Origin of the sequence: Methylobacter sp. (genome assembly GCF_030680395.1) — a bacterium.
Taxonomy (GTDB): Bacteria; Pseudomonadota; Gammaproteobacteria; order Methylococcales; family Methylomonadaceae; genus Methylobacter_A.
Genome location: NZ_JAUXVR010000009.1, coordinates 104,245 through 130,983, shown reverse-complemented (window position 1 = coordinate 130,983; position 26,739 = coordinate 104,245). Strand labels below are relative to the sequence as shown.

The 26,739-nt window shown below is 48.9% G+C and carries 24 protein-coding genes and 1 tRNA gene; 16 read left to right on the top strand and 9 right to left on the bottom strand.

What is annotated here, in order from left to right:
- Window positions 1-20 precede the first annotated feature (20 nt).
- Window positions 21-96, top strand: a tRNA-Thr gene (locus Q8L79_RS05580).
- Window positions 97-418: 322 nt separating this feature from the next.
- Here Q8L79_RS05580 and Q8L79_RS05575 read toward each other — a convergent pair.
- The 6 genes from Q8L79_RS05575 to Q8L79_RS05550 form a co-directional block, all read right to left on the bottom strand.
- Entirely contained in the window at window positions 419-1,015 is a 597-nt protein-coding gene (locus Q8L79_RS05575; RefSeq protein WP_305268758.1) for a hypothetical protein, read from the bottom strand.
- 188 nt (window positions 1,016-1,203) lie between these two features.
- Window positions 1,204-3,516, bottom strand: a complete 2,313-nt coding sequence (locus Q8L79_RS05570) for a phage/plasmid primase, P4 family (RefSeq protein WP_305268757.1) — start codon at window positions 3,514-3,516, stop codon at window positions 1,204-1,206.
- Window positions 3,516-3,917 carry a hypothetical protein gene (locus Q8L79_RS05565; RefSeq protein ID WP_305268754.1) on the bottom strand — a complete coding sequence of 134 codons (402 nt, stop codon included), beginning with the start codon at window positions 3,915-3,917 and terminating at the stop codon, window positions 3,516-3,518. The genes Q8L79_RS05570 and Q8L79_RS05565 overlap by 1 nt, the downstream gene beginning before the upstream one ends.
- Entirely contained in the window at window positions 3,918-4,115 is a 198-nt protein-coding gene (locus Q8L79_RS05560) for a hypothetical protein (protein WP_305268752.1), read from the bottom strand.
- Between the two features lie 123 nt (window positions 4,116-4,238).
- On the bottom strand, window positions 4,239-5,237 hold the full coding sequence (locus Q8L79_RS05555; RefSeq protein ID WP_305268750.1) for a hypothetical protein: 999 nt from the start codon (window positions 5,235-5,237) through the stop codon (window positions 4,239-4,241).
- A complete protein-coding gene (locus Q8L79_RS05550) occupies window positions 5,237-6,304 on the bottom strand; it encodes a site-specific integrase (protein ID WP_305268748.1) in 1,068 nt (355 codons plus the stop codon). The genes Q8L79_RS05555 and Q8L79_RS05550 overlap by 1 nt, the downstream gene beginning before the upstream one ends.
- A gap of 889 nt (window positions 6,305-7,193) precedes the next feature.
- On the opposite strand from Q8L79_RS05550, the gene Q8L79_RS05545 reads away from it, so the two are divergent.
- The 10 genes from Q8L79_RS05545 to bstC all read left to right on the top strand — a co-directional run bounded on the left by Q8L79_RS05545 (window position 7,194) and on the right by bstC (window position 21,482).
- Entirely contained in the window at window positions 7,194-8,456 is a 1,263-nt protein-coding gene (locus Q8L79_RS05545) for an FAD-binding oxidoreductase (RefSeq protein WP_305268745.1), read from the top strand.
- Between the two features lie 210 nt (window positions 8,457-8,666).
- Window positions 8,667-10,298, top strand: coding sequence for a cytochrome P450 (locus Q8L79_RS05540; protein WP_305268743.1), 1,632 nt, complete (start codon window positions 8,667-8,669; stop codon window positions 10,296-10,298).
- Window positions 10,299-10,317: 19 nt separating this feature from the next.
- Window positions 10,318-10,920, top strand: coding sequence for a nuclear transport factor 2 family protein (locus tag Q8L79_RS05535; protein ID WP_305268741.1), 603 nt, complete (start codon window positions 10,318-10,320; stop codon window positions 10,918-10,920).
- 77 nt (window positions 10,921-10,997) lie between these two features.
- Window positions 10,998-13,241 (top strand): terpene cyclase/mutase family protein, encoded by a 2,244-nt coding sequence (locus tag Q8L79_RS05530; RefSeq protein ID WP_305268739.1) that lies wholly within the window; start codon window positions 10,998-11,000, stop codon window positions 13,239-13,241.
- Window positions 13,238-14,680, top strand: coding sequence for an FAD-dependent monooxygenase (locus Q8L79_RS05525; RefSeq protein ID WP_305268736.1), 1,443 nt, complete (start codon window positions 13,238-13,240; stop codon window positions 14,678-14,680). Before Q8L79_RS05530 ends, Q8L79_RS05525 begins: the two co-directional genes overlap by 4 nt.
- A 233-nt stretch (window positions 14,681-14,913) precedes the next feature.
- Entirely contained in the window at window positions 14,914-15,930 is a 1,017-nt protein-coding gene (locus Q8L79_RS05520) for an NAD-dependent epimerase/dehydratase family protein (RefSeq protein ID WP_305268733.1), read from the top strand.
- A gap of 55 nt (window positions 15,931-15,985) precedes the next feature.
- Complete coding sequence (locus Q8L79_RS05515) at window positions 15,986-17,077, top strand: Rieske 2Fe-2S domain-containing protein (protein ID WP_305268731.1); 1,092 nt, start codon at window positions 15,986-15,988, stop codon at window positions 17,075-17,077.
- 19 nt (window positions 17,078-17,096) lie between these two features.
- Entirely contained in the window at window positions 17,097-19,811 is a 2,715-nt protein-coding gene (bstA, locus tag Q8L79_RS05510; protein ID WP_305268729.1) for a sterol transporter cytoplasmic membrane protein BstA, read from the top strand.
- Entirely contained in the window at window positions 19,808-20,647 is an 840-nt protein-coding gene (bstB, locus tag Q8L79_RS05505) for a sterol transporter periplasmic substrate-binding protein BstB (RefSeq protein WP_305268727.1), read from the top strand. The genes bstA and bstB overlap by 4 nt, the downstream gene beginning before the upstream one ends.
- Before the next feature lie 4 nt (window positions 20,648-20,651).
- On the top strand, window positions 20,652-21,482 hold the full coding sequence (gene bstC / locus Q8L79_RS05500) for a sterol transporter outer membrane protein BstC (RefSeq protein WP_305268725.1): 831 nt from the start codon (window positions 20,652-20,654) through the stop codon (window positions 21,480-21,482).
- Between the two features lie 44 nt (window positions 21,483-21,526).
- Here bstC and Q8L79_RS05495 read toward each other — a convergent pair whose 3' ends face one another.
- Entirely contained in the window at window positions 21,527-21,784 is a 258-nt protein-coding gene (locus tag Q8L79_RS05495; protein WP_305268723.1) for a hypothetical protein, read from the bottom strand.
- Window positions 21,785-22,707: 923 nt separating this feature from the next.
- Between Q8L79_RS05495 and Q8L79_RS05490 the strand changes: the two genes are divergently transcribed.
- A complete protein-coding gene (locus Q8L79_RS05490) occupies window positions 22,708-23,097 on the top strand; it encodes a glycine zipper family protein (protein WP_305268721.1) in 390 nt (129 codons plus the stop codon).
- 159 nt (window positions 23,098-23,256) lie between these two features.
- Here Q8L79_RS05490 and Q8L79_RS05485 read toward each other — a convergent pair whose 3' ends face one another.
- Window positions 23,257-23,700: a hypothetical protein gene (locus Q8L79_RS05485; protein WP_305268718.1), complete on the bottom strand. Its 444-nt coding sequence runs from the start codon at window positions 23,698-23,700 to the stop codon at window positions 23,257-23,259.
- Between the two features lie 167 nt (window positions 23,701-23,867).
- On the opposite strand from Q8L79_RS05485, the gene Q8L79_RS20110 reads away from it, so the two are divergent.
- The 4 genes from Q8L79_RS20110 to Q8L79_RS05470 all read left to right on the top strand — a co-directional run bounded on the left by Q8L79_RS20110 (window position 23,868) and on the right by Q8L79_RS05470 (window position 25,899).
- The gene (locus tag Q8L79_RS20110) at window positions 23,868-24,254 is read left to right on the top strand and encodes a DUF5522 domain-containing protein (protein WP_370869883.1); all 387 of its coding nucleotides are present in this window, start codon (window positions 23,868-23,870) and stop codon (window positions 24,252-24,254) included.
- 90 nt (window positions 24,255-24,344) lie between these two features.
- Window positions 24,345-25,070 carry a glutamine amidotransferase gene (locus tag Q8L79_RS05480; protein ID WP_305268713.1) on the top strand — a complete coding sequence of 242 codons (726 nt, stop codon included), beginning with the start codon at window positions 24,345-24,347 and terminating at the stop codon, window positions 25,068-25,070.
- 101 nt (window positions 25,071-25,171) lie between these two features.
- On the top strand, window positions 25,172-25,411 hold the full coding sequence (locus tag Q8L79_RS05475) for a DUF6868 family protein (RefSeq protein WP_305268710.1): 240 nt from the start codon (window positions 25,172-25,174) through the stop codon (window positions 25,409-25,411).
- A 266-nt stretch (window positions 25,412-25,677) separates the two neighbouring features.
- On the top strand, window positions 25,678-25,899 hold the full coding sequence (locus Q8L79_RS05470; RefSeq protein WP_305268708.1) for a hypothetical protein: 222 nt from the start codon (window positions 25,678-25,680) through the stop codon (window positions 25,897-25,899).
- Between the two features lie 184 nt (window positions 25,900-26,083).
- Here the strand turns inward: Q8L79_RS05470 and Q8L79_RS05465 are convergent, their stop codons facing one another.
- Window positions 26,084-26,257 carry a hypothetical protein gene (locus tag Q8L79_RS05465; protein WP_305268705.1) on the bottom strand — a complete coding sequence of 58 codons (174 nt, stop codon included), beginning with the start codon at window positions 26,255-26,257 and terminating at the stop codon, window positions 26,084-26,086.
- Between the last annotated feature and the right edge of the window lie 482 nt (window positions 26,258-26,739).

The following is a 26,739-nucleotide window of genomic DNA, read 5'->3' as shown; positions in this document are numbered from 1 at the left end:
AAGGTACGATAGGCACCAAAGCCGATGTAGCTCAGTTGGTAGAGCAACTGATTCGTAATCAGTAGGTCACGAGTTCGACTCTCGTCATTGGCTCCATTAAATCAATAACTTATTATCATTGCCGGGTCTTTTTTTATGCGAAAAACTGTATTTTCTGCAATTTTTCTGCAATCACTAAAAACCACCCGCAACACTTGCCAACAATTCAGGCACAAAAAAAGCCGATACCCTGTTAAGAATACCGGCCTAATTGTTACTTTATAACATCGTGTCGCTGAAACCGGCGGTATCTAAATCAATCTACTTTAGATAAAAACCTCGCCGTAACATCGCCATTTTGCAGAGCTATACCCTACCCGTAACCTCACCGCCAGGCCATGCCGTAATAATGCCGTTTGGACACCTTTGAGCGTGGTATTTATTCACCATTATTTAACCTGCCTGTTTTGGGTTGACGCTGTTCTGTTGAGTGCGTTGGAGCTGGTAGTGGTATGCCGGACTTAATCCAGTCTCTACATTGAATCATTTGTTTGAACTGCTCACCGAAGCCCTGCACCTTGTCCGGGTGTGTACGCTGGAGCAGGCGCTTAACCTCAATGGATAACGCGGTCACTTCATCAGGCATCAAGCCCATATCCATTACAGCGCCAAAAAAGTTAATGCCATGCTTCGCCTTATCAACCTTTCGATGTAATGCGTTGCAGGTCGTCGCTATGAAATTATATTCAACCTCGCTTGATAACTGATACCGGATAACCCAGCAAGGTAAGCCGCCGCCATAAGGCTCATCTTTAAAGCGAGTCCCTACGATTACACCATCGCGCCATAAGTCTCTAAGCGTTCGGTGTACCTGCTGCTTGTTGGGTGCGCTCTTTAATGCTTCGTAGCCTTGCCATCCATATGCTATGGCTTGCCTCAACATATCACCAATTTCTGTTGCCGAATAAGGCGGCTCGTCACCGTTGCCTTGAGATATTGCCAGCAAGGTTAATTTTCTGTTGGTTGTCATTTTCACGATTGAGCCTTTATTCTAATTGTATACTAGCGCCGGTATACAGGAATATAACGGCGTTTAATTAATCTGCTTTGGGGTTTCTGGACACATTGGACGCATAAACGGCGTTTTTCTAAAGTTTTCCTATAATTTTTTTCCGTGGGACTTTTAGAAAATAGGGTTAAATGCGTCCAATGTGTCCAATCCAATTAAAAGTTTGCTGTTCCGTAGTGTGAATTAATGACTGCTAAACCGCCCCGACTCCTTACGCCCCGTGGCTTTATGGCGGGAAATCCGCGTTCCTCAAGCCTCCGACCTAATACCACGCTACTACTCGGCCTTAACCCGTTATCTATGCACCAGTTTTTATAATTGGCGTAAATGTCGCTAGAGGATGCTTCGTTCATTGGTGATATGTCACAACATTCGGACAACCAGTTACCGATTAAATCCTGTTCCTCTTGGTAATTTCCGGTAGCCTGTTGTATTGTGAGGGGGGTATCTTTTAAGCCGCGCTTTTGCCAATCAATGCAGCCCTCGACCATCCATGCCAGAATATGTGGAGCTTCGGCCTTGAGCTTATCCGATAACGCCGCGTCTCGTTCTTCCGGTTTGAATGTGCGCCTAAATGGTATCAACCGAACCCGCCGCCAGATTCCGTGGTCGTTGCCTTTGATAATCGGCTTATGATTACCCAGCATCATCAGTTTAAATTGTGGTGTGAATTGCACAGGAGCCGTGTACAGCTTCCGCACTGTCATGGTGTCGCCTGATACCAAGCTTTTGATTAATGATTCAGCCAGCGCCGCCCCGTCCTCAGTTTCTGCGCTCATTGCCATACGTGCGCCGATGAGTTCGGCAATGTCGGGCGTTGCGCTTCCCGCTGCCCTCTTTGATTCCGTCAGAGTTTCCGAAGCAATAGCTCGGGCATAGTCGCATAGGATATGCCGCAAAATATCGCCTAATACGCTTTTGCCGTTAGCGCCCAATCCGAAGCAAAATATAAATATCTGTTCAGCCGTTGAGCCGGTCAGCATGTACCCACACCACCGTTTAACCCAATCTATAAGCTCCGCATCATCCCCGAAGATTTGCGCTAAAAACTGCATCCAGCGTACCGCCTTGGATGACTCGCCCAGCCGGTCAACACTTAATGACTTGGTGATTAAATCGGATTGCAGAGCCGGTCTTGCTTTGCCTGTTCTCAGGTCAAGAATCTGTTTGGCATTGTCAAATCCAATCTTGAGCGGGTCAACATCCACCAATGATAAAGGTAAGCGTACTAGCTCAAAGTCTTGCAGCAATGACACGGTAGCCAATACGGTTCTTTCTTTTTGGCTTGTCCTTGACCATTTAGCAAAGTATTCTGCATCAGCCAAGTGTAAGCCACCCTCGTTATAAATTTGTTGCGGTAACAGTGAGGCCAGACCGCGTACCGCTGCCCCGTCAACATCCCAAATCCACGCGCCACCGCGCCAATGCAACCACGCCTTAGCATCGTGTACATAATGAATATTGCCGCCGTGAGCATCCATTAACCGGTACGCATTCCCTAATTCTGACAATGGGCGCGTGTTGTCTGTTCCGTCCCTTGAGTCAGTGCCAGATAACGCCGGGGTATCGAATGCAACTTGTAATGATGTGCCGCTGGTTTTCGCGCCTCCTATAAAATGCCCTCGCACTGCATCCAGCCCTTCGGATTGTTCCAAGTCGTTAAAATCACTGCCACCAGCCGGAAAAACCACCGTACCCGCTACCGCTTGCGCTGCTTCGGTGGCCTTAGCTCGTCCGGGATTGCCGTCGGTCTTGGTATCATCATCACCGGCAATAATCAGAGTCGCTTTTGTGTAACGTTTCCGTAACGTTTCAGCAACGTTTCGTAAGTTACCAGCCGAAAAGCAAATACAAACCGCGTGACCTGTCGCCCTGCTCAAACTGTCACCAGTGGCGAAGCCCTCACACAATAGCAATGTAGCCCCGTTCTCAGGCTTCCCAAGCCACACATGACCGCCGCGCGTTTTCCCGCCTTTAACAAATCGCTTTTGACCGTCTGGGGCAATGCGTTGTAAAGATTGAATTTGCCCAGTCAGGCCATAGACCGGAATTAATAAGTTTCCTTGAACATCAACCCGCGCCATGTTCGGCCTTATGCCTTTACGCCTTAAATAATGATGTGATTCAGGAGTCAGCGCCGACGCTTCCCATTCTGTTTGTGCAGTCGCTGCGGCCTGTCCATAAGCGGCTTCTTTCTCAGCAATAGACGCTTTCTTGGCCTCGATACAATCCCGCCTAAATTTAGCCTGTTCCGCTTCGTTGAATGGTTTATCTCTCGCTTCCTGCCAGACGTGCTGCTCACCAGTCCGATTGCATCCAAACGTCGCGCCTTTACCATCAGCGAACTTAAAAACCCATCCGGCCTTGTCGCTCGACTTCCCGTTGGTGGAAAATCTCACGGTTTGACCGGCTGGGATGAAGTCGGGAGGCTCAAACCCCGCCGCCATCATTGCAGCCGATAGATTCATTATTTAGCCGCCTTCGATTCTAAATCATCGACAGCTTGGCAAAACGCCTTAATCCTCGTCATCAGTTCCGTCGTAAATTCTGCAAACAGTTCGTAGCGAGTGAATGGAGCGTTGCGCGGGACAATATCTTTTGTAGGTGCTACCTCGTCATGGTCAACAATAGTCCAGCCCTTTTTCCGTAGTTCGTCTATAAATGAACTGAGTCGATAGCTCCGTGATGCAAAGTAAAAATCCATGTGCGTCAACATCAGCCCCGATAAAACCCTACGAAGTGACCTAGCTTGCAGACTATTTACTCTTGGGAATTTCACATTGATTGAATCTAATAGCGGCCTTGAGTCGTCATAATCCGCTCTAGTGATGTGCCGCCCGTCATCCCTAATCACTTTTGAGATAATCATTTAGGCCGCCTTGTTTTGTGACTCAATCCAAGCAAAGAACTTGGTTTCATCAATCAAAACTTTGCGGCCAATGCGAACAATCGCGCCGGACTTAGCAAGGCCGTTTTGATGCTCATTGAAAATTAAGCTGCGGATTCCGCCTGTAGTGAAGGCGGGTTGTTTTGCGGTGAACTGATTTACTGTTGATAATGTAGGCATTTAACACCCCCAATGGGTTTATTTTGTGTTCCTGTGTTTGCAGGATTTCCAAAGCTTTTCGGCTCTGTTGGGGGTAGTTTCTGATTATTGCCGTCTCTGAAACGGTGGCGGGTATGAAGTGGCTTAGTTTGGCTTGAAAGGGTTAGATTTGGCTGTGTATTTACCCCATCTTCTACCAAAAGAACGCTTATTAAATTCTTTGGCGACTCCCGGCATCGTCAAAGATTGATTTCCCATGGACTCTATACCGTAACCAATTGGCGTGTTTGTACACAATTCCGCCCATGCTTGGGCTTTAGTCGGCATTGCATTTTTGTTAGCATAAAAAGCCTTTGTCATAACATCAATAACTTCAAACCAATCATCTACACCGCTAGGTATATGAAGCAACCCTGAAAATGAAAATTCGTTGCTATTGGCTTTAATGCTCTTTGCACTTGCCGGTTTTATGGCTACTCCATCAACCGCACCAGCATTGCCCACGGCTTCGGCTTGCTGTTCTGCTTTCAGCTTGTCTTGCCAGAAATCTTCCCATCTTGCCGGTGAACCAATAAATGTCCTTTGTCCTGCTTCGATTATTTTTTTGCCGATATTACCTAGCCATATTGATTTAGTGAAGAATTCAACATCATTAGGAAAGTGTGAGCGCACCTGTTCAGTGCTTATCTGTGGGCATGGCTTGAAGCCTTGTAAAATATAAATAGCATCAACCCATGTCCAGGCCGCCAGCTTGTTGTAAGCCTGTCTTTGTTCGGCTGTGAGTGGTTCAAGTGCTTGTATATCACCGCTCCAGGTAACGATTTGCTGTTTTTGGTGGATGTCTAAAAAATCATTAACCGGCTTTGGTAAAAACCAGCCATTCAGCCGCGCCAGCTTAAAAAAACTAAGCGGGTTAATGTTTTTAAATTCCTGCGAACCGTTGTTAAGCTCTCCTATTGCTTGTAACTCTCTGCTTATTAAAATCCAATGCTCGGCTTTGTCGCGTAATTCGATATATTTTGTTTCGTCATAATCTTGATTAATGCCGGGGTTATCCGGGTTTTCCTCCATTGATAACAACAAAGCATCATCAAGGGTTATATGCTCTCGGTTTAGCCAATCAGTCCAGTTAATGTCAGCCATCACAAGCCACCGAAAATCTTTTCATTCATCGAAGCAACAATACCGCCTGCGTGGTCGTCGCTCATGTGGCTGTACCTCATCACCATAGCTAAAGTTTTATGCCCCAGAATTTTGGCTATTTCCGGCAAGCTTGCGCCGTTCATAAGCAAATATGACGCACAGCAATGGCGTAAGTCATGCCAATGAAAGTCCGTTATCTCAGCCAGTTTTACTGCGTTTTCAAAAGGTCGCCTTAAATCGATAGGATTTAACGGGGTTTTTTTGCCAGGGAACAATAATGAGGTATCAAGCCGCCGAACCTTGGCATGCTCGCGTAACAGCTCTAAACCATGCCCAGACAATGGGACTCGCCGCTTCTCTCCGTTCTTTGTTTTATTGAGTAGTAGAAAACCTGTTTTGATGTCTACATCTTTCCATGTCAATTCCATTAATTCGGCCTGCCTCATGCCGGTGGACATTGCCAAAATGACGCACAAATAAAGCAATTTGTTACTGGATTCTTGGCAGGTTTTTAAAAATCGTTGCCGTTCGTCATCATCCAAAAACCGAACGCGGTCATTTGATACCTTGGGCTTTTTTACGCGCTTTACGGGGTTGTCTTGCGTCCATTCCCATTCAGATATGCAATGGCTAAACATCGCACTTAAGGCCGCCAGGAATCGCGCAACAGTCGCAGGACTGCGAACTTTACCGCGCTGTCCCATTTCAGTATTTAGCTTATCCCTGCACTGGACTATTAAAGGTGTAGTGATGCTGGCTAATGGTATATTGCCTAACTCAGCCTTGAACCAATTGAGCTGTGTTGTTTGGTCGGCCTGTAATGCTGGCTTTTCTGGTAGAACCTCGCTTATATAGCGCTCTATTGCGTCACCAAGGGTTTTCTTTAAGGCGGCTCGGGGAATAAGCTGTTTGCCGTCCCTGATTTCTGATTCTGTTTTCGCTATCCATTTCTTGGCATCGGTTAGCCGTCTAAATGTTTTGGTTCGGGATTCGCAACCTTTAATCCTGATAATGACGGTATAGCGCTTGCTTCCATCTTTTATGGTTCGTTCGGTAATGTTTGCCATGATTGCCCCTATGGGATAACAACCGGCTTTTTGATATGATGTATTCAGCCATTGCTTAACCCAGAATTAAGTTATTGGTAAGGCCTTGTTTGGTGTTGGTAGCACCTGCGAGGCCGCTTTGTTTCTAGGGTTATGATTATAATTGCTCTGCATTTTTACTGCAATTAACTATAAATAATTGCAGTAAATGGCAATAATCAGCAATAATTAAAATTACTCAAGTTATTGATTTTATTATTATAGTTTGCTGTGGTTTGTTACTGAATATAGTAAAACTTCGCATTCGTAATCAGTAGGTCGCGAGTTCGATTCTCGCCATTGGCTCCATAAAATCAATATGTTGTATGGTTTAAATTTAATTGTACTTTGCATGTAGACGCAGTGCAGATAGTAAAAAAGTCACTTTTTTGAGATGCGTATGTGTTTCCTGCGATTACTATAAAATCCCAGCAGATTGAAAAAACTCGTTCGCGACCTCTAAACAAGCCCCTACGATTGATAGGGTACAATATTTTTAGATGTAGATAACGTAGCTGCATTCATAACAAGTACCCATTCAAAATTAATCCGGTATTTTTTCCAGCATTGGTGCGCATAATCTTTTAAAAAACAGTAAGCTAAGTATGACTAACACCTAAATATTTATGAATGAATACTTATAAAAGATTTCAGTATTTAACATGCCCACCATAACTATCAATGGCTCACTTTAATTGGCCATTACACTACCAGCAGGGTGCTATAAAGGCGCTCATAATAAACCTCTGCGGCAAGATTTCTTAACGTCCAGAGGAATATCAGCAATCGTTTTTGAATGAGAAGAGTCGGCATTTTGCCAACGGTGAGCAATTTCCCAGAGTGATAAACGATCTGAAAGATCGATATCGGGATGTACGACATGCTTGAAATCGACGAACATCGTGGAATTGTTCGGGTGGAGCCGCTGGCGAACATGGGCCAGATTTCGCGCAGCCTGATATCCCGGGGTTGGACGCTGCCGGTGGTGCCGGAACTGGATAGTTTGACGGTAGGCGGTTTGATCATGGGATTCGGCGTGGAAACCAGCAGCCATAAATACGGGCTGTTCCAGCACATTTGCGAAGCCTTCGAGATCGTGACGGCGGAAGGCAAACTGCTGAAATGCACTCCTTCGGAAAATCCCGATCTCTTTTACCAGATTCCGTGGAGCCACGGTACCCTAGGCTTTCTGGTGGCTGCCGAATTGAAAATTATTCCGGTCAAAAAGTATGTCCGGCTTCACTACCGGCCTGTCTATACCCTTGATAGTATGGTCAGCGTTTTCGAGCATACTTCTCGCGATACCAAAAACAACGATTTCGTCGAAGGACTGGTTTACGGCTGCGATCGGGCGGTCATCATGGTCGGCAATTTCGTCGATGCCGTAGGCCCGGGATCTTTGAACGCCATCGGGCGATGGTACAAGCCGTGGTTTTACAAACATGTCCAAACCTACCTGGAGCGAAGAGAGCCGGGCGTCGAATATGTGCCGGTGCGGGATTATTATCACAGACATACCCGGGGTTATTTCTGGGCCATGGAGGAAATCATTCCGTTCGGAAACCATCCGATATTCAGGGCATTGCTGGGCTGGGCCGTGCCTCCCCGGATCGAATTATTGAAATACACGGAAACGCAAACCACCCAACGGCTCAGGGAAAAATTTCATGTGATTCAGGACATGCTCATGCCGATCCGGCATCTGAAACAGTCTATTGAGTATTTCGACGCGCATTTCCGGTTATATCCGTTATGGCTTTCGCCGATGGCGATCAAGGATAACGGCGGACAGCGGGGCTTTGTACATCCTTTCAGGACTGAGGACGGCTTAGTGGACGAAATGTACGTGGATATCGGCGCCTATGGCACGCCGGGCAAGAAAGGCTTCGATAATGCCGTCGCCCTGCCGTTGCTGGGAAAATTCGTCATCGAACACCAGGGCTACCAAGCCTTGTATGCAAGAACTTTCATGAGCAGGGAAGGTTTCAGGATGATGTTCGATCATGCCGGCTATGACCTGTTGCGGGAGCGGTTGCCGTATTGCCGGCAAGCTTTCGATGAGGTGTACGACAAGGTTTCCTCGAAAGGAAGGGGTTCGCCAGTCGAGATGAGAAGGATGGAAAAGGCGGGGTGAGAATTGCCACTCTATTCATTGAAATCTTTCGCCATCGACAGGTTTTTTTCGTGCGCTACCTGGCGTGTAAAGAGGAAATTTCTCATGATTCATTGAATATAAATTTAATGGGGTTTATTGTTGAGTTCAAATGCTAATGCTTTCCGAGGAAATTGGAACTCATGGCGTCAGCGTTCCTTAATGCACAAATACATCAAGATCGAGCGAGCTATGACTGCAACTAATACCCAAAAAAACGTTTCGTCAGGCAAAGAGCCGCCTAAAATGCCCGGCGCATTGCCCCTTTTAGGGCACATGCTCGAATTTGGCAAAAATCCTTTCGACTACATGATGAGACTCAGGAATAAACTGGGAGAAATCGGCGAATTTCGCATGTTTCATCAAAAAATGGTGTTGATGACCGGCCCTGAAGCGAATGAAGCTTTTTTTCGCGCGCCCGACGCTCAGCTGGATCAAAGCCAGGCGTATAAAATCATGACGCCTATTTTTGGCAAGGGCGTGGTTTTTGACGCGCCGCCGCATAAGAAAGACCAGCAGCTTAAGATGCTGATGCCGGTATTGCGCGACAAGCCGATGCGCGGCTATGCCCAAGTGATCGTCCGGGAAGTCGAACAAATGATTGCCTGCTGGGGCGATAGCGGCGAAATTGATTTACTTGAGTTTATGAAAGAACTCACCATTTATACCTCCAGCCACTGCCTGCTTGGCGATGAGTTCCGTTACGAACTGAATGAAGAGTTTGCGAAGATCTATCATGATCTTGAAAAAGGCGTAAATCCACTGGCCTTTGTGTTTCCCTATTTGCCGTTACCCGTATTTCGCCGCCGTGATAAAGCGCGCGCAAGACTTCAGGAACTAGTCACCGGCATCATTGCCAAAAGAGCGCAGAAGCCGGAAAAAAGCGAAGATGCGTTTCAATTACTCATTGATGCCCGCTATGACGACGGCAGTCGCTTATCCGCTCATGAAATAACGGGCATGCTAATAGGCACCATCTTCGCAGGGCATCATACAACAGCAGGGACAGCTGCCTGGACCTTGCTGGAATTGGCGCGCCGGCCTGAACAGTTGGCGCAGGTATTGAATGACCTGGATGCACACTTCGGCGCCGATGGCGAGGTCACTTTTCAATCTTTACGGGAAATTCCGGCACTGGAAAATGTCATTAAGGAGGTGCTGCGCCTGCATCCGCCGTTGATATTTTTAATTCGCAAAGTGATGCAAGACTTTCAGTTTAAAGATTACACGGTAAAAGCCGGAAAATACGTTTGTGCCTCGCCACGCGTGTCGCATCGCATTGCGGATGTTTTCCCGGACCCGGAAAAGTTCGATCCCGACCGTTACTCGGAAACCCGCCAGGAAGATGCCACGCCTTTCAGCTGGATTGCCTTCGGCGGCGGTAAACACAAGTGCAGCGGCAACGCTTTTGCGATGCTGCAACTCAAAGCCATTTTCAGCATTCTGCTGCGCCGCTATACCTTCGAACTGATCGACGACAAGGACACTTATCAGGACGACTTCACCCAGATGGTTGTGCAACCGCTATCACCTTGCCGTGTCCGATACAAAAAACGCTCGCTCGTTAAAGAAGCTTCCGCTGATTCAGCGGCAGCTATCGTTCTGGAAACAGTACAAGCAGGCCCGCGTTTTCAAATAACAATCGACAGGGAGCTTTGCCAGGGCCATGCAACCTGCATGACTGAAGCGCCTGAACTTTTTCAGGTAGACGATGCAGGGAATGTCACCGTCTTGCAAGAGAACCCGCCGCGGGAATTGCTGAAAAAAGCGCAACAAGCCGAAAAATACTGTCCGGCCAAGGCAATTAAAATTAAATCCGACTAACACACTAGAGAGGCAAAGAATGACTGCATATCCCAGAGCAGAACTTGAAGAAATGGTTGAACGTTGGTTGCAGGCGAATCGTGACGCTGAAAAAGAAGGTAACTGGCCCAAATATTTGGGCGCGATGTATACCGACGACGCAGAATATCGCTGGAATATCGGGCCTAATGAAGAGTTTGTCGCGCGCAGCCGTAAACAGATAGAAGAATGGGCTTTAGGTGTGCAAATGGAAGGCTTTGAAGAATGGCGCTATCCGTACCACCGCATATTAATCGATGAAAAACAGGGCGAAGTGATTGGCCTCTGGCGACAGGTGTCGCCTGCGCTACGGGAAGACGGCACGCATTATGAAGTCGCAGGCATAGGCGGCTCCTGGTTTCGCTATGGCGGCAATTACAAATGGGAATGGCAACGGGATTTTTTTGATTTAGGCAATGTGAAAGCCTTGTTTTTCGAATTAGCCGCTGACGGTAAGCTTGATTCGGCCGTGAAAAGAAAAATAGGTAAATTGGCCAAAGGGCAATTGCTGCCGGGCCATGAGCGTTTACGCAAACCACCCGGTTTATTGAAGAAAATGAAAGGCTTCATAGTAATGTTACGTATTGTTCTGTGTAATAAATAAATTAGAATTATCATTGCCATCCATTCGAATATGGCATTTGGCGCTTAACCAAGATAATAGTCAACACACAGGAACCTATGCTGAATATAAAATCTGGTTGGAAAAACTGGCAACTACTCACTGATAACGGACGGCAAGTCTGGGCGTTCAAGCCCGGCTCAAGCAATATCGATGCGCATTTGCAAAACGTCGATAATATTACAGAGCAAGACATTGCGCAGTTTGCTAAAGATTTTCAGTTTGATAAATCCGGCAATCCCAACTCCGGCGACAAGGTTTTCAGAAATGCAGCCACTGACACGAAGTTCCAGAAATTTACCGGACAAATACCGCAGTTAGAGAGTCCCTATGAGCAAAAAGTCATCGATGCGCTCATCAAGGGAATGAACTACTACTCTTATTTGCAAAGTGAAGACGGTCATTGGCCGGGTGATTACGGCGGCCCGCTATTTCTTTTGCCCGGCCTGCTTATCGCCTCTTATATTTCAGACACACCGTTTCCCAAAGCGCACCGGGAAATGATGAAGCTTTATTTATTCAATCATCAAAATAAAGATGCCGGTTGGGGCATGCATATCGAGGGCGAATCGACGATGTTCGGCACCGTCATGCAATACGTGTCATTGCGCCTTCTTGGCGTCGATAAAAATCATCGGCAATTGGTCCAGGCCAGGACGTGGATCAAAAACAATGGCGGTGCGACCGGCATTCCCTCCTGGGGAAAGTTTTATCTGGCGGTGCTGAATTGTTACGACTGGCAAGGCTTTAACAGCCTGTTTCCTGAAATGTGGTTGTTCCCCCGGTGGCTGCCGGTCCATCCCTGGCGTTACTGGTGTCATACCCGCATGGTCTACTTGCCGATGGCCTATTGCTATGCGCAACGGATTAAAGCGCCCGAAAATGAACTGATTCTGGCCTTAAGAGAGGAAATTTATAACGAGGATTTCGCCTCCATTGACTGGCCGAAACAACGCAATGCCGTGTGCGAAAAAGACTGTTACACGACGCCGTCTCCGGTGCTGAAGTGGATGAACTTTTTCACCAATAGCTATGAAAAGTTCAAATCCACCTGGTTAAGAAAGAAGTCCACGGACTATATTTTAAAATACCTCAATGCCGAAGATGAGCAAACCAACTACATCAATATAGGCCCCGTCAATCAAGCCATTAATTCCATTTGCATCTGGCATGCTTACGGCAAAGATTCCGAGCAATTTAAAAAGCATGCGGCGCGCTGGTTTGATTATTTATGGGTGGCCGAAGATGGCATGAAAATGAACGGCTACAATGGCTCGCAGCTTTGGGATACCGCTTTTGCAACCCGCGCTATGCTGGAAAGCGACCTGGGCAAGCTGTTTCCTGCGACGATTGCAAAAAGCTATCGGTTTATCGAGCTGTCGCAAATCAAGGCCGAACACCCGACGCATGCCGAGTTCTTCCGTCATCCGATGATCGGCAGTTGGCCTTTTTCAACGGCAGAAAATGGCTGGCCGGTTGCCGATTGCACAGCCGAAGGCCTAAGCGCCACTTTCGCCGTTCATCATTCCGGGCTGGTTAAACCGGCGATTGACGATCAGCGCATCAAACAGGCCGTAGAGACACTCCTTTCTTATCAAAATAGCGATGGCGGCTGGGCAACGTATGAACTGACACGTGCACCAAAATGGCTGGAAAAGCTCAACCCATCCGAAGTCTTTGCCGACATTATGATCGATTGCTCCTGGACGGAATGTACTGCGGCTTGCGTTATTTCATTAATGGAAGTTCAGGAAACTTATCCGGCCTATAAAAATAGCGAAATACGCAAAGCCATCAGTGCGGGAATCGATTTTATCCTTAAGCAACAAAAATCGGATGGCTCCTGGTACGGCGGCTGGGCGGTCTGTTTCACCTATGCAACCTGGTTTGGCGTGGAAGCGCTCAGTAAGGCCAAAGGTAAAGGCTACTATAACGCCACCCTCTTAACGGCCAGCCTTAGCAAGGCCTGTACCTTTTTAGTCGGCAAGCAAAAAGCGGATGGCGGTTGGGGAGAGACGTTCAAATCCTGTTCGACGTTGACTTACACCGAGGCTGATTCGTCTCAAGTCATTAATACGGCCTGGGCGTTGCTGGCACTGATGGCCGCTGATTTTGGCGATAAGACGGTTACCGAAACGGGTATCAACGTATTGCTGAACAGACAGACCGACATTGGCGATTGGCCTCAGGAAAGTATTTCCGGCGTTTTTAATTACAACTGCATGATAACTTACGCCAATTATAGGAATATCTTTCCTATCTGGGCGTTGAATCGACACTTTAAAATGGACGTTCAGGCATGATAAAACAATCACCGCAGTTTAAAGTATGTGCATCAGGTAGCTCGGCGGAGTCCGGGTTCGACATTTGCATTATTGGTGCAGGAATGGCGGGTGCAAGCATCGCCGCTTATCTTGCCCCCAAAGGCATTAGGATCGCGTTAGTCGATCATTCCTTTGAGGAAAAAAAGCGCATTGTCGGTGAATTGTTGCAACCTGGAGCGGTGTTGTCGCTTAAGCAGATGGGGCTTGGGCATTTACTGGATGGTTTTGATGCGCAGCCGGTTGAAGGCTACGCAATCCTGCAAGGCGGCGAGAGAATCACCATTCCTTATCCTAACCATTGTAAAGGAATGGGTTTGCACAATGGCCGGTTTTTGCAGCAAATCAGGGCTTCTGCGCTGCAAAATAAATCGGTTACGCAAATTCATGGCAAAGCATTGCAGCTTCAGGAAAACGAACGGAACGAGATTACCGGCATCAGTTACCGGGACTCGCTCACATCCAAGATCAAGACCATACATGCGCCTCTGACCATTACCAGCGACGGCTTCTTTTCAAACTTTAGAGAGCATCTCAGCAATAATGAAAAAACCGTAACGTCTTACTTTATCGGCTTGATTTTAAAAGATTGTGAAACACCTTTTCCAAAACATGGTCATGTGTTTTTATCAGGGCCGACGCCGTTCATTTGTTATCCGATTTCCAGTTATGAAGTCAGGATTTTAATTGATTTTCCGAGTGAACAGCTTCCTAGAAAACAGTTGATACAAACCCATTTGGATGTCAATGTGACGCCTTATATTCCCGATTGTATGCTTAACAGCTATCAACAAGCCTTGCAGGAAGGCGGATTTAAGGTCATGCCCAACCATTACATGGCGGCAAAACCCATCATCCGTAAAGGCGCCGTGTTGCTGGGAGATGCTTTGAATATGCGCCATCCCTTAACGGGCGGCGGATTGACAGCGGTATTTTCGGACATCCAAATATTGAGTGCGCATTTACTGGCCATGCCTGATTTCAATAATACCGATTTGATTCACGAAAAAATCGAAGCCTATTACCGGGAAAGACAAAAAGCCAATGCCAATCTAAATATTCTTGCTAACGCACTCTATGGTGTCATGTCTAACGATTTACTTAAAACGGCGGTGTCCAAATATCTGCAACGCGGCGGTACTAATGCGCAAGAGTCGATCGCCATGTTGGCCGGCCTGAACAGGAACCATTACACATTGATGAAACAATTCTGTTTTTTGACAGCATTCGGCGCCGGCAATTTAGTGCGTCATAACATTGCAAATTTACCCAAGGCCATAAAACTTCTTTCGGATGCAGTTGCCATTATTAAGCCATTGTTAAAAAACGAAGTTCCGTTGGCAGTGCTTTTTTATTATTATCTCGGAAAAATAAAATATTTTGCTTTTTCCGGTTATGGCACAAATATTCAACGGCCTTAAGTCGTGCTGTTTACGGACAAGGTTATCCTGCTAAAGCCATAAACTGCTTGTTGCCTGATAAAGGTTTAGAAAATGAACTTACAAACAGATGGTCAAAGAAGTTGCAAAGAACAGAATGAAGCAGAGCCTATGATATTTTGCCAAACCGATTTTAAAACAAGCCCTACGGCATCTGAATTCCCCGGCTTGAGCTGTCGCCTCTCTCGTTGGTGGCGCTATCTCGGGCTGACGCAATGAGCGCTGGAATCACGCTCGTTACAGGCGCCACCGGACACCTTGGCGCTAATCTGGTTCGCCGCCTGCTCAAAGAGGGCGAGCAAGTGCGAGTGATGATGCGAGCCGAGCGCGACAACGGAGCATTGGACGGTCTCGACGTGGAGCGTGTGTTTGCCGACCTGCGCAACAGCGAAGAAGTGTCCACCGCCGTGCGCGGCTGCGCCCGCGTTTATCATTGCGCCGCTCTGGTTTCGACCATCGAAGGTAATGCGGCCCATAAGCGCGAAATATTCGATACCAACGTCCGCGGTACCATCCATATCCTCCAGGCGGCCGAGCGCCACAGCGTCGACAAGATTGTTGTGTCGGGATCGCTGAGCGCCACCGGCTACGAGCCGGATCGTTCCAGCCACGAGGACATGCCGTTCTATCCCTTCGAACGCCATCTGCCTTACGGTTTTACCAAGCATCTTACCGAGCATGAGTGCCTCAAGGCGTACGCCAACGGCCTGAATGTGGTCGTCGCCACCTCCTGCGCGATCATCGGGCCGCATGATTACGTGCCTTCGCGCATGGGCCGCGTACTGATCGATTACGCTCACGGCGCTCTGCGCGCTTACATTCCCGGAGGCTTCGAGTTCGTATCCGGCCGCGATATCGCCGAAGGCCATATATTAGCCATGCGGCATGGGCGTTCCGGGCAGAAGTACATCTTCAGCACCGCCTATGCCAGCGTGGATGATCTGCTGGCGCTGTTTAAGGAAACTACCGGCCGTCCGTTGCCGAGGCTGCGGCTGCCGCCATACCTGATGTCCATGCTGGCCGAAGTGGCCGACAAGACCTGGTATCGGGCATTCCCCAATCTGCCCAGACGCTTCACGCCGGGCGCAGTGCGCTTGCTTCAGATGCGGCGCAGGGCTGACCACGACAAGGCGAAACAGGAATTGGGCTACCAGCCCACCCAATTGTCCCAGGCAGTACAGGAAGCCTATGACGATTTCGTACGCAGAGGTTTGATCACCCTTGCTAAGTAAAAAATCGATCCTTCCTTAACCACGAACCGGAGTCCCGAAGATGAACAGCGTGCAGATGAAATCCCCACCTCCTTCCTTTGCGGAAGCTAAAAATTCCCGGCAAAAGGCCCGCGCCGCTGGAATGGACCCTGACCGCTGGTATGTAGTGGAATACGATAGCGCAGTAAAAAAAGGCCAGGTGAAAGAGGTAATTTTCTGGAATACCTCCATTGCCCTTTATCGCGGCGAAGACGGCGAACTCGCGGCCATGCGCAACCTCTGCGTACATCGCCAGCTAAAGCTGACCCATGGCGCGGTGGACAAGTGCACTTTGCGTTGCGCCTATCATGGCTGGGCCTACAATAGGGAAGGCTGGCTGGAGGACTACTCCCATGACAGCTTTGGCAACCCGCTGATCAAGAAGCAATTGCGGACTTATCCCGTACAAGTCCGCTATGGCCTGATCTGGTTGTTCCCAGGCGATCCGGAACTTGCCTTCGAGCATAAAATACCGGAAATACCCGAACTCACCGGCGATAACACCTGGGCCAGCTTTGCCGTGGATTACACGTGGCGCACGCATCATTCCATGGTGATCGACAATATCTGCGATTTCTCCCATGCCTTCCTGCACCGTAAATACAAGCCTTTCATCGATGCCAAACTGACCCACCACGAGGCCGATGACGACAGGGTTTACCTGACTTATGATGCTTATATGGCCGGCGGCCGGATTTCCGGAATTTTCGTTGACCGCAACCGGGTCAATACCCGCTCCATCGAGTTGTGCTACGAGTATCCCTACCAATGGACCAACACCGGCGACAGCATCAAGAATTGGTCGTTTATGCTGCCGATCAACGAGCAGACCACGCGGGTGTTCTTCCTGTTTTATTTCGATGCCCTGAAGATTCCGCTGATTGCCATGAAAACCCCGAAGTGGCTGACCCAATTGGTGTTGAATATTGCCAAGCCCTTGGTGTTCAAGCCCATACTCGACGAAGACGGCATTGCTCTGGAAGCGGAACAGTTAAGCTACGAAACCTACTGGGATGCGCCGCCCATCGAACTCAATCCCGTGGTGCCGATGTTCCAGCGCTTGACTGCACGAAAATGGGAGGGCTATTTGGAGCGCGCCAAAAACACTCAAGCAGCTTACGCGAATTGATGAACGGAATCTCCCGCCAATGAAGATCACCCAGCGCATTGCCAAGCTCGCCGAATACGCCGCCCGAAACCCTTGGTGGATCTTGGGGATGGCGTTGGCGCTGTCGATTCTGGCCGGATGGGCAACGGCGCAGCTCCCGGTCCATACTTCGCGGCAGGCGCTGCTTCCACAGAATACGGCGGTGGCGAAGCGCTTCAACGATTTCTTGAAAAATTTCGGTGCTGCTTCGGATCTGATGGTGGTTCTGGAGGGCGCTCCGCGCAGCGAACTGGAGTCCTTTGCCAACGAACTAGCCGCCAAACTTCAGACAGAACCCGAGATCGACCAGGCGACCGCCCGTCTCGACATGACGTTTTTTCTGGACCACGCCTACCTGCTGATGCCGGTCGAGAGTCTGGACAAGCTTGCCGCGATGGCGGACCAGCCAATTCCGGCGGGCGGCGGGATGGAAGAAAACCTGCGTAAAGCGCTGAATTGGAGCAAAGACCACCCGCCTCTGGGCGGGGCGGATACCGACTTGCAAACCGCCGAAGCAAGCCTGAATCTGGCGGCGTTTTTCCTGGAAGAGTGGCAGCGCTGGCTGTCCGCAGAAACAGCGCCAGCCGGATTGGACTGGAACCGGCTGCTGGCCAAAAACGGGGCAGGGGGCATGTCCGACGGTTACTTTGCTTCGCGCGACGGGCAAATGCTGTTTTTATTCGTCCACCCGAAAAATCCTTCCGGGGATTTCAAGAATCTCGGCCCTTTCATCGACAAGGTCAAGCAGGTGTCGAAGGACCTGGCCGGACAAGCCAACGCCGCCGGCCGTACGCCGCCCACTGTGGGCCTGACCGGATTACCGGCCATCGAGTACGAGGAGTACGTCAATATCCGCAAGGATATCATCTTCGTGGTATTTACTTCCGCCGCGCTGATCGTCGCATTGATTTTATTGGTGGTCCGTAGCGTGCGCTGGGCCGTGCTGATTTTTATCCCGATGGGGCTCGGAGTGCTGTGGAGTTTGGGGCTGGCCTTGGTCACCGTCGGCCACCTGACCCTGATCACCGCCGCCTTCATCGCCATCCTGTTCGGTCTGGGAGCGGACTACGGCATTTTCACCTCCTCGCGCATCGCCGATGAGCGCCGTGCAGGCAAGCCCTTGATCGAAGCCATAGGGGCCGGCATCGGCTCATCTTTTATAGCGGTATTGACGGCGGGCGGCGCCTCGCTGCTGATTTTCGGCGCCTTGACCACGGTGGATTTTCCGGGCTTTGCCGAACTGGGCGTAGTGGCGGCCAAAGGCGTGCTGATGATCCTGATCAGCACCTGGATGGTCCAACCCGCGCTGTACGCCTTGCTGCCGCCCAAGCTGAGAGATATCCCCTCGCTAAGCACGTCGCCGGTTCCGGCGCGAATATGGAAACACACCGGCGCGTTTCCCAAGCCCGTTGCGGTAGTGCTGGTCCTCCTGGCTTTGGGTAGTGCTGTCATTGGCGGAGTAAAAGGCATGACCATCCCGTTCGACTACGATGTGCTGGCCATGTTGCCCAAAGATTCCCAGGCCGCCTATTACCAACGTCGCATGGTGGCGGAAAGCGACTACCAATCCGAAGTCATCATTTTTACCGCCAAGGACATGGCCGACGCCCGGCGAATCACCGATGAGGCGGGCAAACTCAAGACGGTTGCCAAGGTGCAGTCGCTGACCAACTTATTTCCTGCGGATGCCGACGAACGTCTCCGCAAGGCCGTAAATATTAGCGAGTCGTTCGCCCGGACTGACTACGCCAGACAGGTCGCCGAACTCGACCGGGAAGGTTTGTCGGTAAAATCGTTCGAGTTATTGCAGGCAGTGCTGGAAAACAGCGCCGCTATTATCGACGAAGCCCAGGAACAGGCATTTTCCGCCGGACATGCCAACCTGGTCGAAAGTTTGGAAAAAGTGCGCGAACAACTTTTATCGATCTCGGACAAACTCGCCGCAGATGGCGATCAGGGCCGGATTCGTAGCGAGAGCTTCTTGCGAGCCTTGCTGTCCGGAGCGAATAGCGGGCTTAAAGTCATCGACGCCTGGCGGCAGGCCCAGCCCCTCACCCCTGAGCAGTTGCCAATGGCCCTGCGCGACCGCTTCTTTGCCGCTGACGGCAGCATCGCCGTCTACGCCTTTCCGGCAAAAACCGTGTACGATCCCGACAATCTCGATGCATTGATAAAAGACGTGTATAGCGTCTCGCCGGAAGCGACCGGCTTTCCGACCACGCACCAGGCGCTTTCCAAGACTGTGGTGGAAAGTTTCACCCGTGGCACGCAATTGTCCCTGGTGTTGTGCCTGCTCTGGATTATGGCGGCGACGCGCAGCGTGCGCGGCTTCGCGCTGGCGACGTTACCTTTGCTGATCGGCGGCGGCTGGATGCTGGGGCTGATGGCCCTAGGCGATATTCGCTATAATTACGCCAACATCGTCGCATTGCCCCTCGTGATTGCGCTGGCGGTGGATTACGGCGTGTGGTTCAGCTATCGCTGGGGCGAATTGAAAGGTCACACCCCCCTGCAAGTCAGCCTGGCCGCCGGCAAAGTGATCGGACTGGCCGCTGGCACCGAATTGGCCGGCCTGGGCGCCATTACCTTGGCCAACTACCGGGGCGTGTCTTCCCTGGGCGTGAGCATCACCATCGGGCTGTTGTGCTGCCTGACCGCAACCCTCGTCGTGGCCCCGGCCATCGGACAACTGATTGATTCCAAGAGAAAACCATGATGCGAAAATTTTATCTTATTATTGCCGGCCTGTTGATTTCCCTTGCCGTAAGGGCAGCCCCCAATCCCGAAATAATCGTGGTGTGCTACCCCGGCGGCTCCGTTAATGCCAAGGACGCCAGCGAAGCGATGAACTCCATGCTGCGGGTGGTGGAACGCGTCGGCCAGTGGCAGGCGAACAGCTTCAACAGTCTGTTTACTACCAAATCGGACGAATGCAGGAAACAGATGGCCGGCAAAAAGCCCAAGTTCGCGATCAACTCCCTGGGCCTCTATTTGGAATTGCGCAACCAGCACAACCTGGTACCGCTGGTTCAGCCCAGGATCAAAGGCCGTACCAGCGAGCGTTACCGGGTCATGGTCCGGAAGGGCAAGTACAAGAGCCTGGACGAGCTGAAAGGCAAGACCTTGGGCGGTACGGCATTGGAAGAGCCATTATTTATCGGCAGGATCGTTTTTGCCGGAAAATACGACCCTGCCGGTTTCTTTGTCCTAAAACCATCCAATCAGGCCATTCGCGCGCTGCGCTCTTTGGATAAAGGGGAGCTGGACGCCGTTATTTTGAACGAGCAACAATTCGCCGGACTCGGCTCGCTTCATTTGGGGACGCCTCTTGAAGCCGTCTTTACGTCCGAGGAAATCCCGCTGATGGGAGTGGTGGCCAACAGCGCTACCACAACTGCGGAAGAACGCGCCCGATTCAGCAAGGCGCTGGAGGGGATGTGTGCCGATGCCGAAGGCAAAAAGCTATGCGATGTGTTCGGAGTGGAATCTTTCGCCAGTGTGGACACGGCCGTGTTCGAGCCTATGGTCAAACTGTGGATTGAGGGGGAATAAGACTTTGAACAGCGCACGATTTCTTCCTGTCGTTTCGATGCTGGCCTTTCTGTCGGGCTGTGCCAGCCTCCAGCACGACCAAGTTCAGTCGGACCTGCTTTTCGAGTGTCCCAAGCAGACGGCTGACATGCTGGTTGCCGGACAAAATCAGCTAGGCCCCTTAAGTGATACCCATACCCTGGCTTGCGCACTGAATGTCTTGCGCGACACTCAGGATCCGGCCGTACGCCGTACCGCGTTGGGCAGCCGGATCTGTTTGCATCTGGCCGAACGCGAAGCCAGCCAGGAAAAACGCGAAAAACTGGCCGCCGAAGGCGTTCGCTTTGCTGAAACCGCCTTGGCGCAGGGCGGCAACGGGGCGGTGCATTATTATTTGGCGGCGAATCTTGGCCTGGCGGTGCGCGAACACATCACCCTGGCCGTGGAGAACCTTGGCCGGCTGGAAAGCGAGATGAAACAAGCGCTGGCCTTGAGTCCCGACATTGACGACGGCGGGCCGCTGCGCCTTTTGGGGGCGCTGTATCTCAAAGCCCCAGCCTGGCCCAATGGCATAGGCGATATCGACAAGGCGCTGGAACTGCTGGAAAAGGCCGTCAAGGAACATCCCGGGCATCCGCTCAACCACCTGTTTTATGCCCAGGCACTTTGGGAGGAGGGCGAGGAGGATGCTCTAGCCCAGGTAAAATCGGAATTCGCGCGGGGTGAGCGGCTATTGGACGAGGGCAATTGGGGCTACAACAAAGCGTCCTGGAAAAAGGAATTCGACAAGTTTCGGCAGGAGTTCGAAGAAGCCGGCTCGGTGTCCCATTCTCCATTGGCATCGGGTCTTAGATAAACACGTTATCGACCTCAAGCGGGCCAGTGGCTTAAAACTCCCCGTTATTTAAAGGCATTGACCCGAGACACGGCAAAGGCGCGCAAAAGACTTGAGCTGTGAAACAGCGGTGGCTTACCACCTATCACTTTGCTTAAATAGCACGTCATACCGGCATGGACTGCCGGTATCCACGACTGCAAGGATGCAGGAGGTAGAGCAACGCATGGAGCAGTTGCCGAGGACACATGGATGTGATCAGGGTCTTGCCATCCCTGGCTTCTGGATTCCGGCAATCCCTGCCGGAACGACGTATTGGACATTCTCGTTAAACTGATAAGTGTTAAGACAGCGGTGGAAATTTGCCGGTTTCCCACAAAAAAACGTTAACATTGACCGGCAGTCTTCGTTATCTTGTTGTTATCAAACTACCTGCCAACGTATTTAACTGAAAAAACCGACGCCGAGAGCGGTAAGTTTTACACGCTTAGTTCACGCGAGGCGATCCAGTTCAGCATGGCCTCCGCCTAAAATCATGCCTATCTTCATCTAATCTTAATCAAACCAACAGGTTTGCTCTCATCTTGTTTATGTAATCTTTACCCTGTCGTAACGAATTGTGCATAGCGTTGTGTCGCGATGACTTTTGAGATGAGCGATTTTGACCGTTCATCATTGAATACAGACAGAATAAGGATTTAGCGAATATGTCACTCGCTTGAATGAGTAATAGCGTGGATTACGCTCCATCTGGAATTTCACGCCGTAGTCAATTGCCCTCAGTTTCAACTCTAGTCATTCATAAAGGCGGCAACCAAAACCATTTCTAAACTATGTGTCCTAACGAACAGAGCATCGCAAGATAAACGGCAATAATGGCTTTTTGAATGGCATACCCTGCAATTGTTATGTGCGTCAAAATTCACCCAAAGCCTTTGTTATCTTATTGTTAAGTACTCATTCATAAATAACCCGGCAAAATAGTGTCGAGCTTATGCAAGCGAACTCCGGTAATGACAGCTGACCAGCAGAAGACATGCGGGTGTAGGTATTGTTTATAGCCACAGCAGGAAACACCGGGATAATTTTGCATGAGTACTTATTAAAGACATCCTGACGTATTTAACTGGCAAAACCGACGCCGAGAGCGGTAAATTTTCGGATGCTTTTTTGCAATCAACGCCCCAAACATAAATTTTAAAATTTTATTTAACGATTGAAATATGCCCTTTTTTTGGAGAGAAACATGAGAAAAAATAATTTATCAACAATGTTGGTGCTTTCTGCATTAGTCACTGGGTGCGCATCTATGAGCGGCTGGCGTCCTATTCTCGATCCTCGCATGGACCAACATCCAGAGTCCGCTCAGCGCGACATGGTAGAGTGCAAGACACTGGCAGATCAAGCATCGGATATCACGAAAGAAATCGGTATGGGCGCAGGTGTTGGTGCTATTACGGGTGCGGCAGGTGGCGCGGCTGTTGGCGCTATAGCGGGTAGTGCTGCAACAGGTGCCGCGGGTGGGGCTATTTTGGCCATTCCCGCTGGATTGTGGAAAGGTTATGAAGCCAACGAGAACTTTAAACGATCATTCAAAACATGTATGCGTCAGCGCGGCCATACACTGGTCAACTAAAGGTAACCTTGAAAAACCGCCATTTTTGGCGAAGTAGTCGTTCCTGAAAAATCCTGGCACGCTACGATGAAATAGAGCGCATACCCGTCGCCGATTACGTTAAACGCGACAAACCCTCGGCTTCATGGTTGATTCCAGTGGGCTGTAACAAAAGTTAAATCAGTCGTACGGGATTGGCTTCAGATGAGTTTGTCGCCCCTTTACAGTTGTGAGATAGGGGGAACCTATGAAACAGGCAATGATGCCAGAAACGTTGGGTATTTTTAGCCCGCAGGCAACGGTATATTTATTGTAAGCGAAGGTCAGGGGATCGGCTATAACCACTGGGAGCACCTTTGCTTTCTGTTTAGCCGTCTCTTTGTCATGGGCTTTTTTAACGTGTTCGCTTTCAGAGCGTGCTTCTTTTTTAAGTGGTTGTTTTCCGGACTGAGTAGCGCTTTCATTGTAACCTTGAGGTTTTTGGTTGAGGAGTTGATGTGTCCACATTCCGGAATAGCCGCCTAAAATAACAATGCCAATAATACGGATGGCAGACAAAAGATATTTTGTCGCTTGACTAACTCCAGAATTGACAAGTAAAGGGCTTTTAGCATTTTTTTGCATTTGAATATTTATAATAGCTGTTTAAAGTGGAGTCAGATCTAACGATAAAAAAGGTAGCAATTACATGTATTTTTCATGTTTGGTAAAATAGCAATAATAGCCGGTCTTAACCTGTGGCTTTCAGTTAAAACCTGTATTGATGACTGAAAAATTTGCATCTATTAAATATGTTGATGGTATCGCTATTGAAAAACAAAGTCAGCCCGCAAAACAAGTTCTGCTCAGAATGTGATACTGTTTTAGTCTGTGGCCCTCTTCAAGCTGGCGAGTCGTGCTGGTGCCTGGCTTATCCCGCTATAATGCCCGCTGATTTTCAACAGGATTGTCTGTGTGCAGATTGCCTTAGCAAAGCTATGCAAGAAAAGATTACTGGATTTATTAACACATCGAATCGCCAGGAACTACTTACTGTTGCACGTCAATACCGTAGCAATGATAAATTGATTCAAGGCATAGACTATTTAATTGAAAATGATAAATATGTTTTTACCCGGTGGTATCACTTAAAACGGGGTTCATGCTGTGGAAATAGCTGTAAAAACTGCCCTTATTGAGCAGGTAAAATTACAATTCACAGTCATGCCGTTAGGCTCTTGCCGGTAAATTCACAGTACTTTTTGACACCTTCATCGCTAACAACCTCTATGAAGCCATTTATTATCATCAAAGCAGGGTCTACTTTTCCAACAATTCGACAAAGGTTAGGTGATTTCGAGGATTGGATAATTCATGAAATTGGATCGACTGACGTAGCGATAACAGTAGTCAATGCCATGGACGGCGAAGCCTTACCGTCTGTTGATGCCATATCGGGCGTTATCATAACGGGCTCTCCTGCGATGGTAACGGATAAGGATGGCTGGATGCAGGTGCTGACAGCCTGGATACCGCAAGTATTGGAACGCAATATCCCGCTGCTGGGTATTTGTTTTGGTCATCAGCTGCTGGCGGAGGCGATGGGTGGATATTCGGATTATCATCCTAAAGGTCGAGAGATGGGTACTGTCTCTATTCAATTGACCCCTGAAGGCAAGCAGGACAAGTTGTTAGGCACTTTGCCCGATGATTTTCCTGCTCACACCACGCATGTCCAAACGGTTATTAAGTTACCGGCGGATGCGCTAAGACTTGCAGAAAACTCGTTTGAAATTCATCATGCGTTTCGTCTGGGTGACAATGCTTGGGGCGTGCAATTTCATCCTGAGTTTTCAGCAGACATTATGAGTGCTTATGTTAGCGAGCAAACCGCCACATTGCTTAAGGAAGGGCATAATGTCGCAGAATTAACAGCGGCAATTGGTAACACCGATGCGGCTAATACGCTACTCAAGCGATTTATGACGATTGTGCAGGAAACAAGCCTGAGCTGAAATTCCAATGGTGCATTAGGTGCGCTCTGCGTGAATGGAGCTGTACAGTTCTCGCGTTGCTGTTCGGGGGCCTATCAATTTTAAATACACGAGGTACAGTGATGAATCCCGATGCCATCAAAGCACTTTTGATTTACAGTCTCGCCTTCAACTACGTGATCCTCATCATCTGGTTTGGCGTATTCAGTCTTGCCCACGACTCAATGTACCGGCTCCACAGCCGATGGTTCAGCCTTTCGGTTGAAACTTTTGACGCGATTCACTATGCCAGTATGGCGCTCTACAAGATTGGCATCATGTTGCTGAATATCGCGCCTCTCGTTGCACTCTGGCTTGTATAGCTGAGCTGGTTTAGCTCGTGACTGCATTTTCAGCATCATCTTTATTCCCATATGATTTTAAAATTTAGCAGCGGATACCGGATTGACATGATGTATGAACCGAGTCAGGAAATGTCCTGTTTATGGATCTGTGTTTCGATGTGCGGTATGTCTTTCAAAATGCCTTCGGTCCATTACCCTCTTAAAGTGAAATGGATTTTAATTGGCTAGAAAAACAGGCCGTGCTGTTGGATGCCTAATTACAATCGTTGGTTAAAGAGCGACCCATGGACGAAAAAATCAGGTCGAAACTTCAAGATCGGTTTGTGAAACGGTCGTCAGAAGAAACAGTTCAGAGGGGCTTGGTCAACTTTATGAATGCGGCAATTGATGATTTCGCTTTAGAAAGTCCAAGCAGGGTTCCAGCAACTAAAATTACCCAAGCGATGATTGCCATCGTGATTCGGCTGTTCAGTAACGGGTATAGCGCCGCAAGTAAAGCGGTGTGAAACAATCGTATTGAACAGAATGATTAAGAAATCTTGCTATAGCCATTATTGCGGATGAGGGAGAGTGGCGGTGGCGGCGTTTCGGTTGCGGTCAACATGTAATGCTGTGAAGCAAGAAAACTTCCAAGGCCTTTAAACCCTGGAAGTCTTCAAGTCACTGGGTTAATCGGTTTAATTAAGTGAATCAATCCCATGAAAGTTGATCCGTTTTGCTTCTTTTACCATTCGTTTTAACATTACTGGCAATGGCCGCTGACGCAAACAGTGCTGATGAGATAATAAATTCGCCTGAAATAAAGCCCAGCAAACCGATAACAAATACCGTGCCTATTATAATATCTTTGTAGAAGTCGTTCATGAGTCAATCCTCGTATAAGTTGAAGGGTAGTTCATACTGCAACTTAACTATAGTAAAAATATCTATTGTTGACAATGACACCAGTATTTCATGGATTGTTTCCTATTTCGAGTACAATTCATTCATAAACCGTTCATGGAAGTCAACTACACCAGCAATTGACTTCACCGTCTGAAAGCGCCTTTGCTTGTAAAAAAGCGTCCAAAATTTACCGCTCCCGGCGTCGGTTTTTTCAGTTAAATACGTTGGCAGGTAGTTTGATAACAACAAGATAACGAAGACTGCCGGTAAATGTTAACGTTTTTTTGTGGAAAACCGGCAAATTTCTATGCTTTTTACCCGCTATTTGGATACGTTTTTCATCGTGATTTGATTACAGACGTCTGTTATGTATGCTACCAAACAGTGATTACCGAATAATTCTGTTATTGTGATTAGAAAGTAATTTGTTTAGAGCTTTTTAGTCATGTTTTACCGTATAG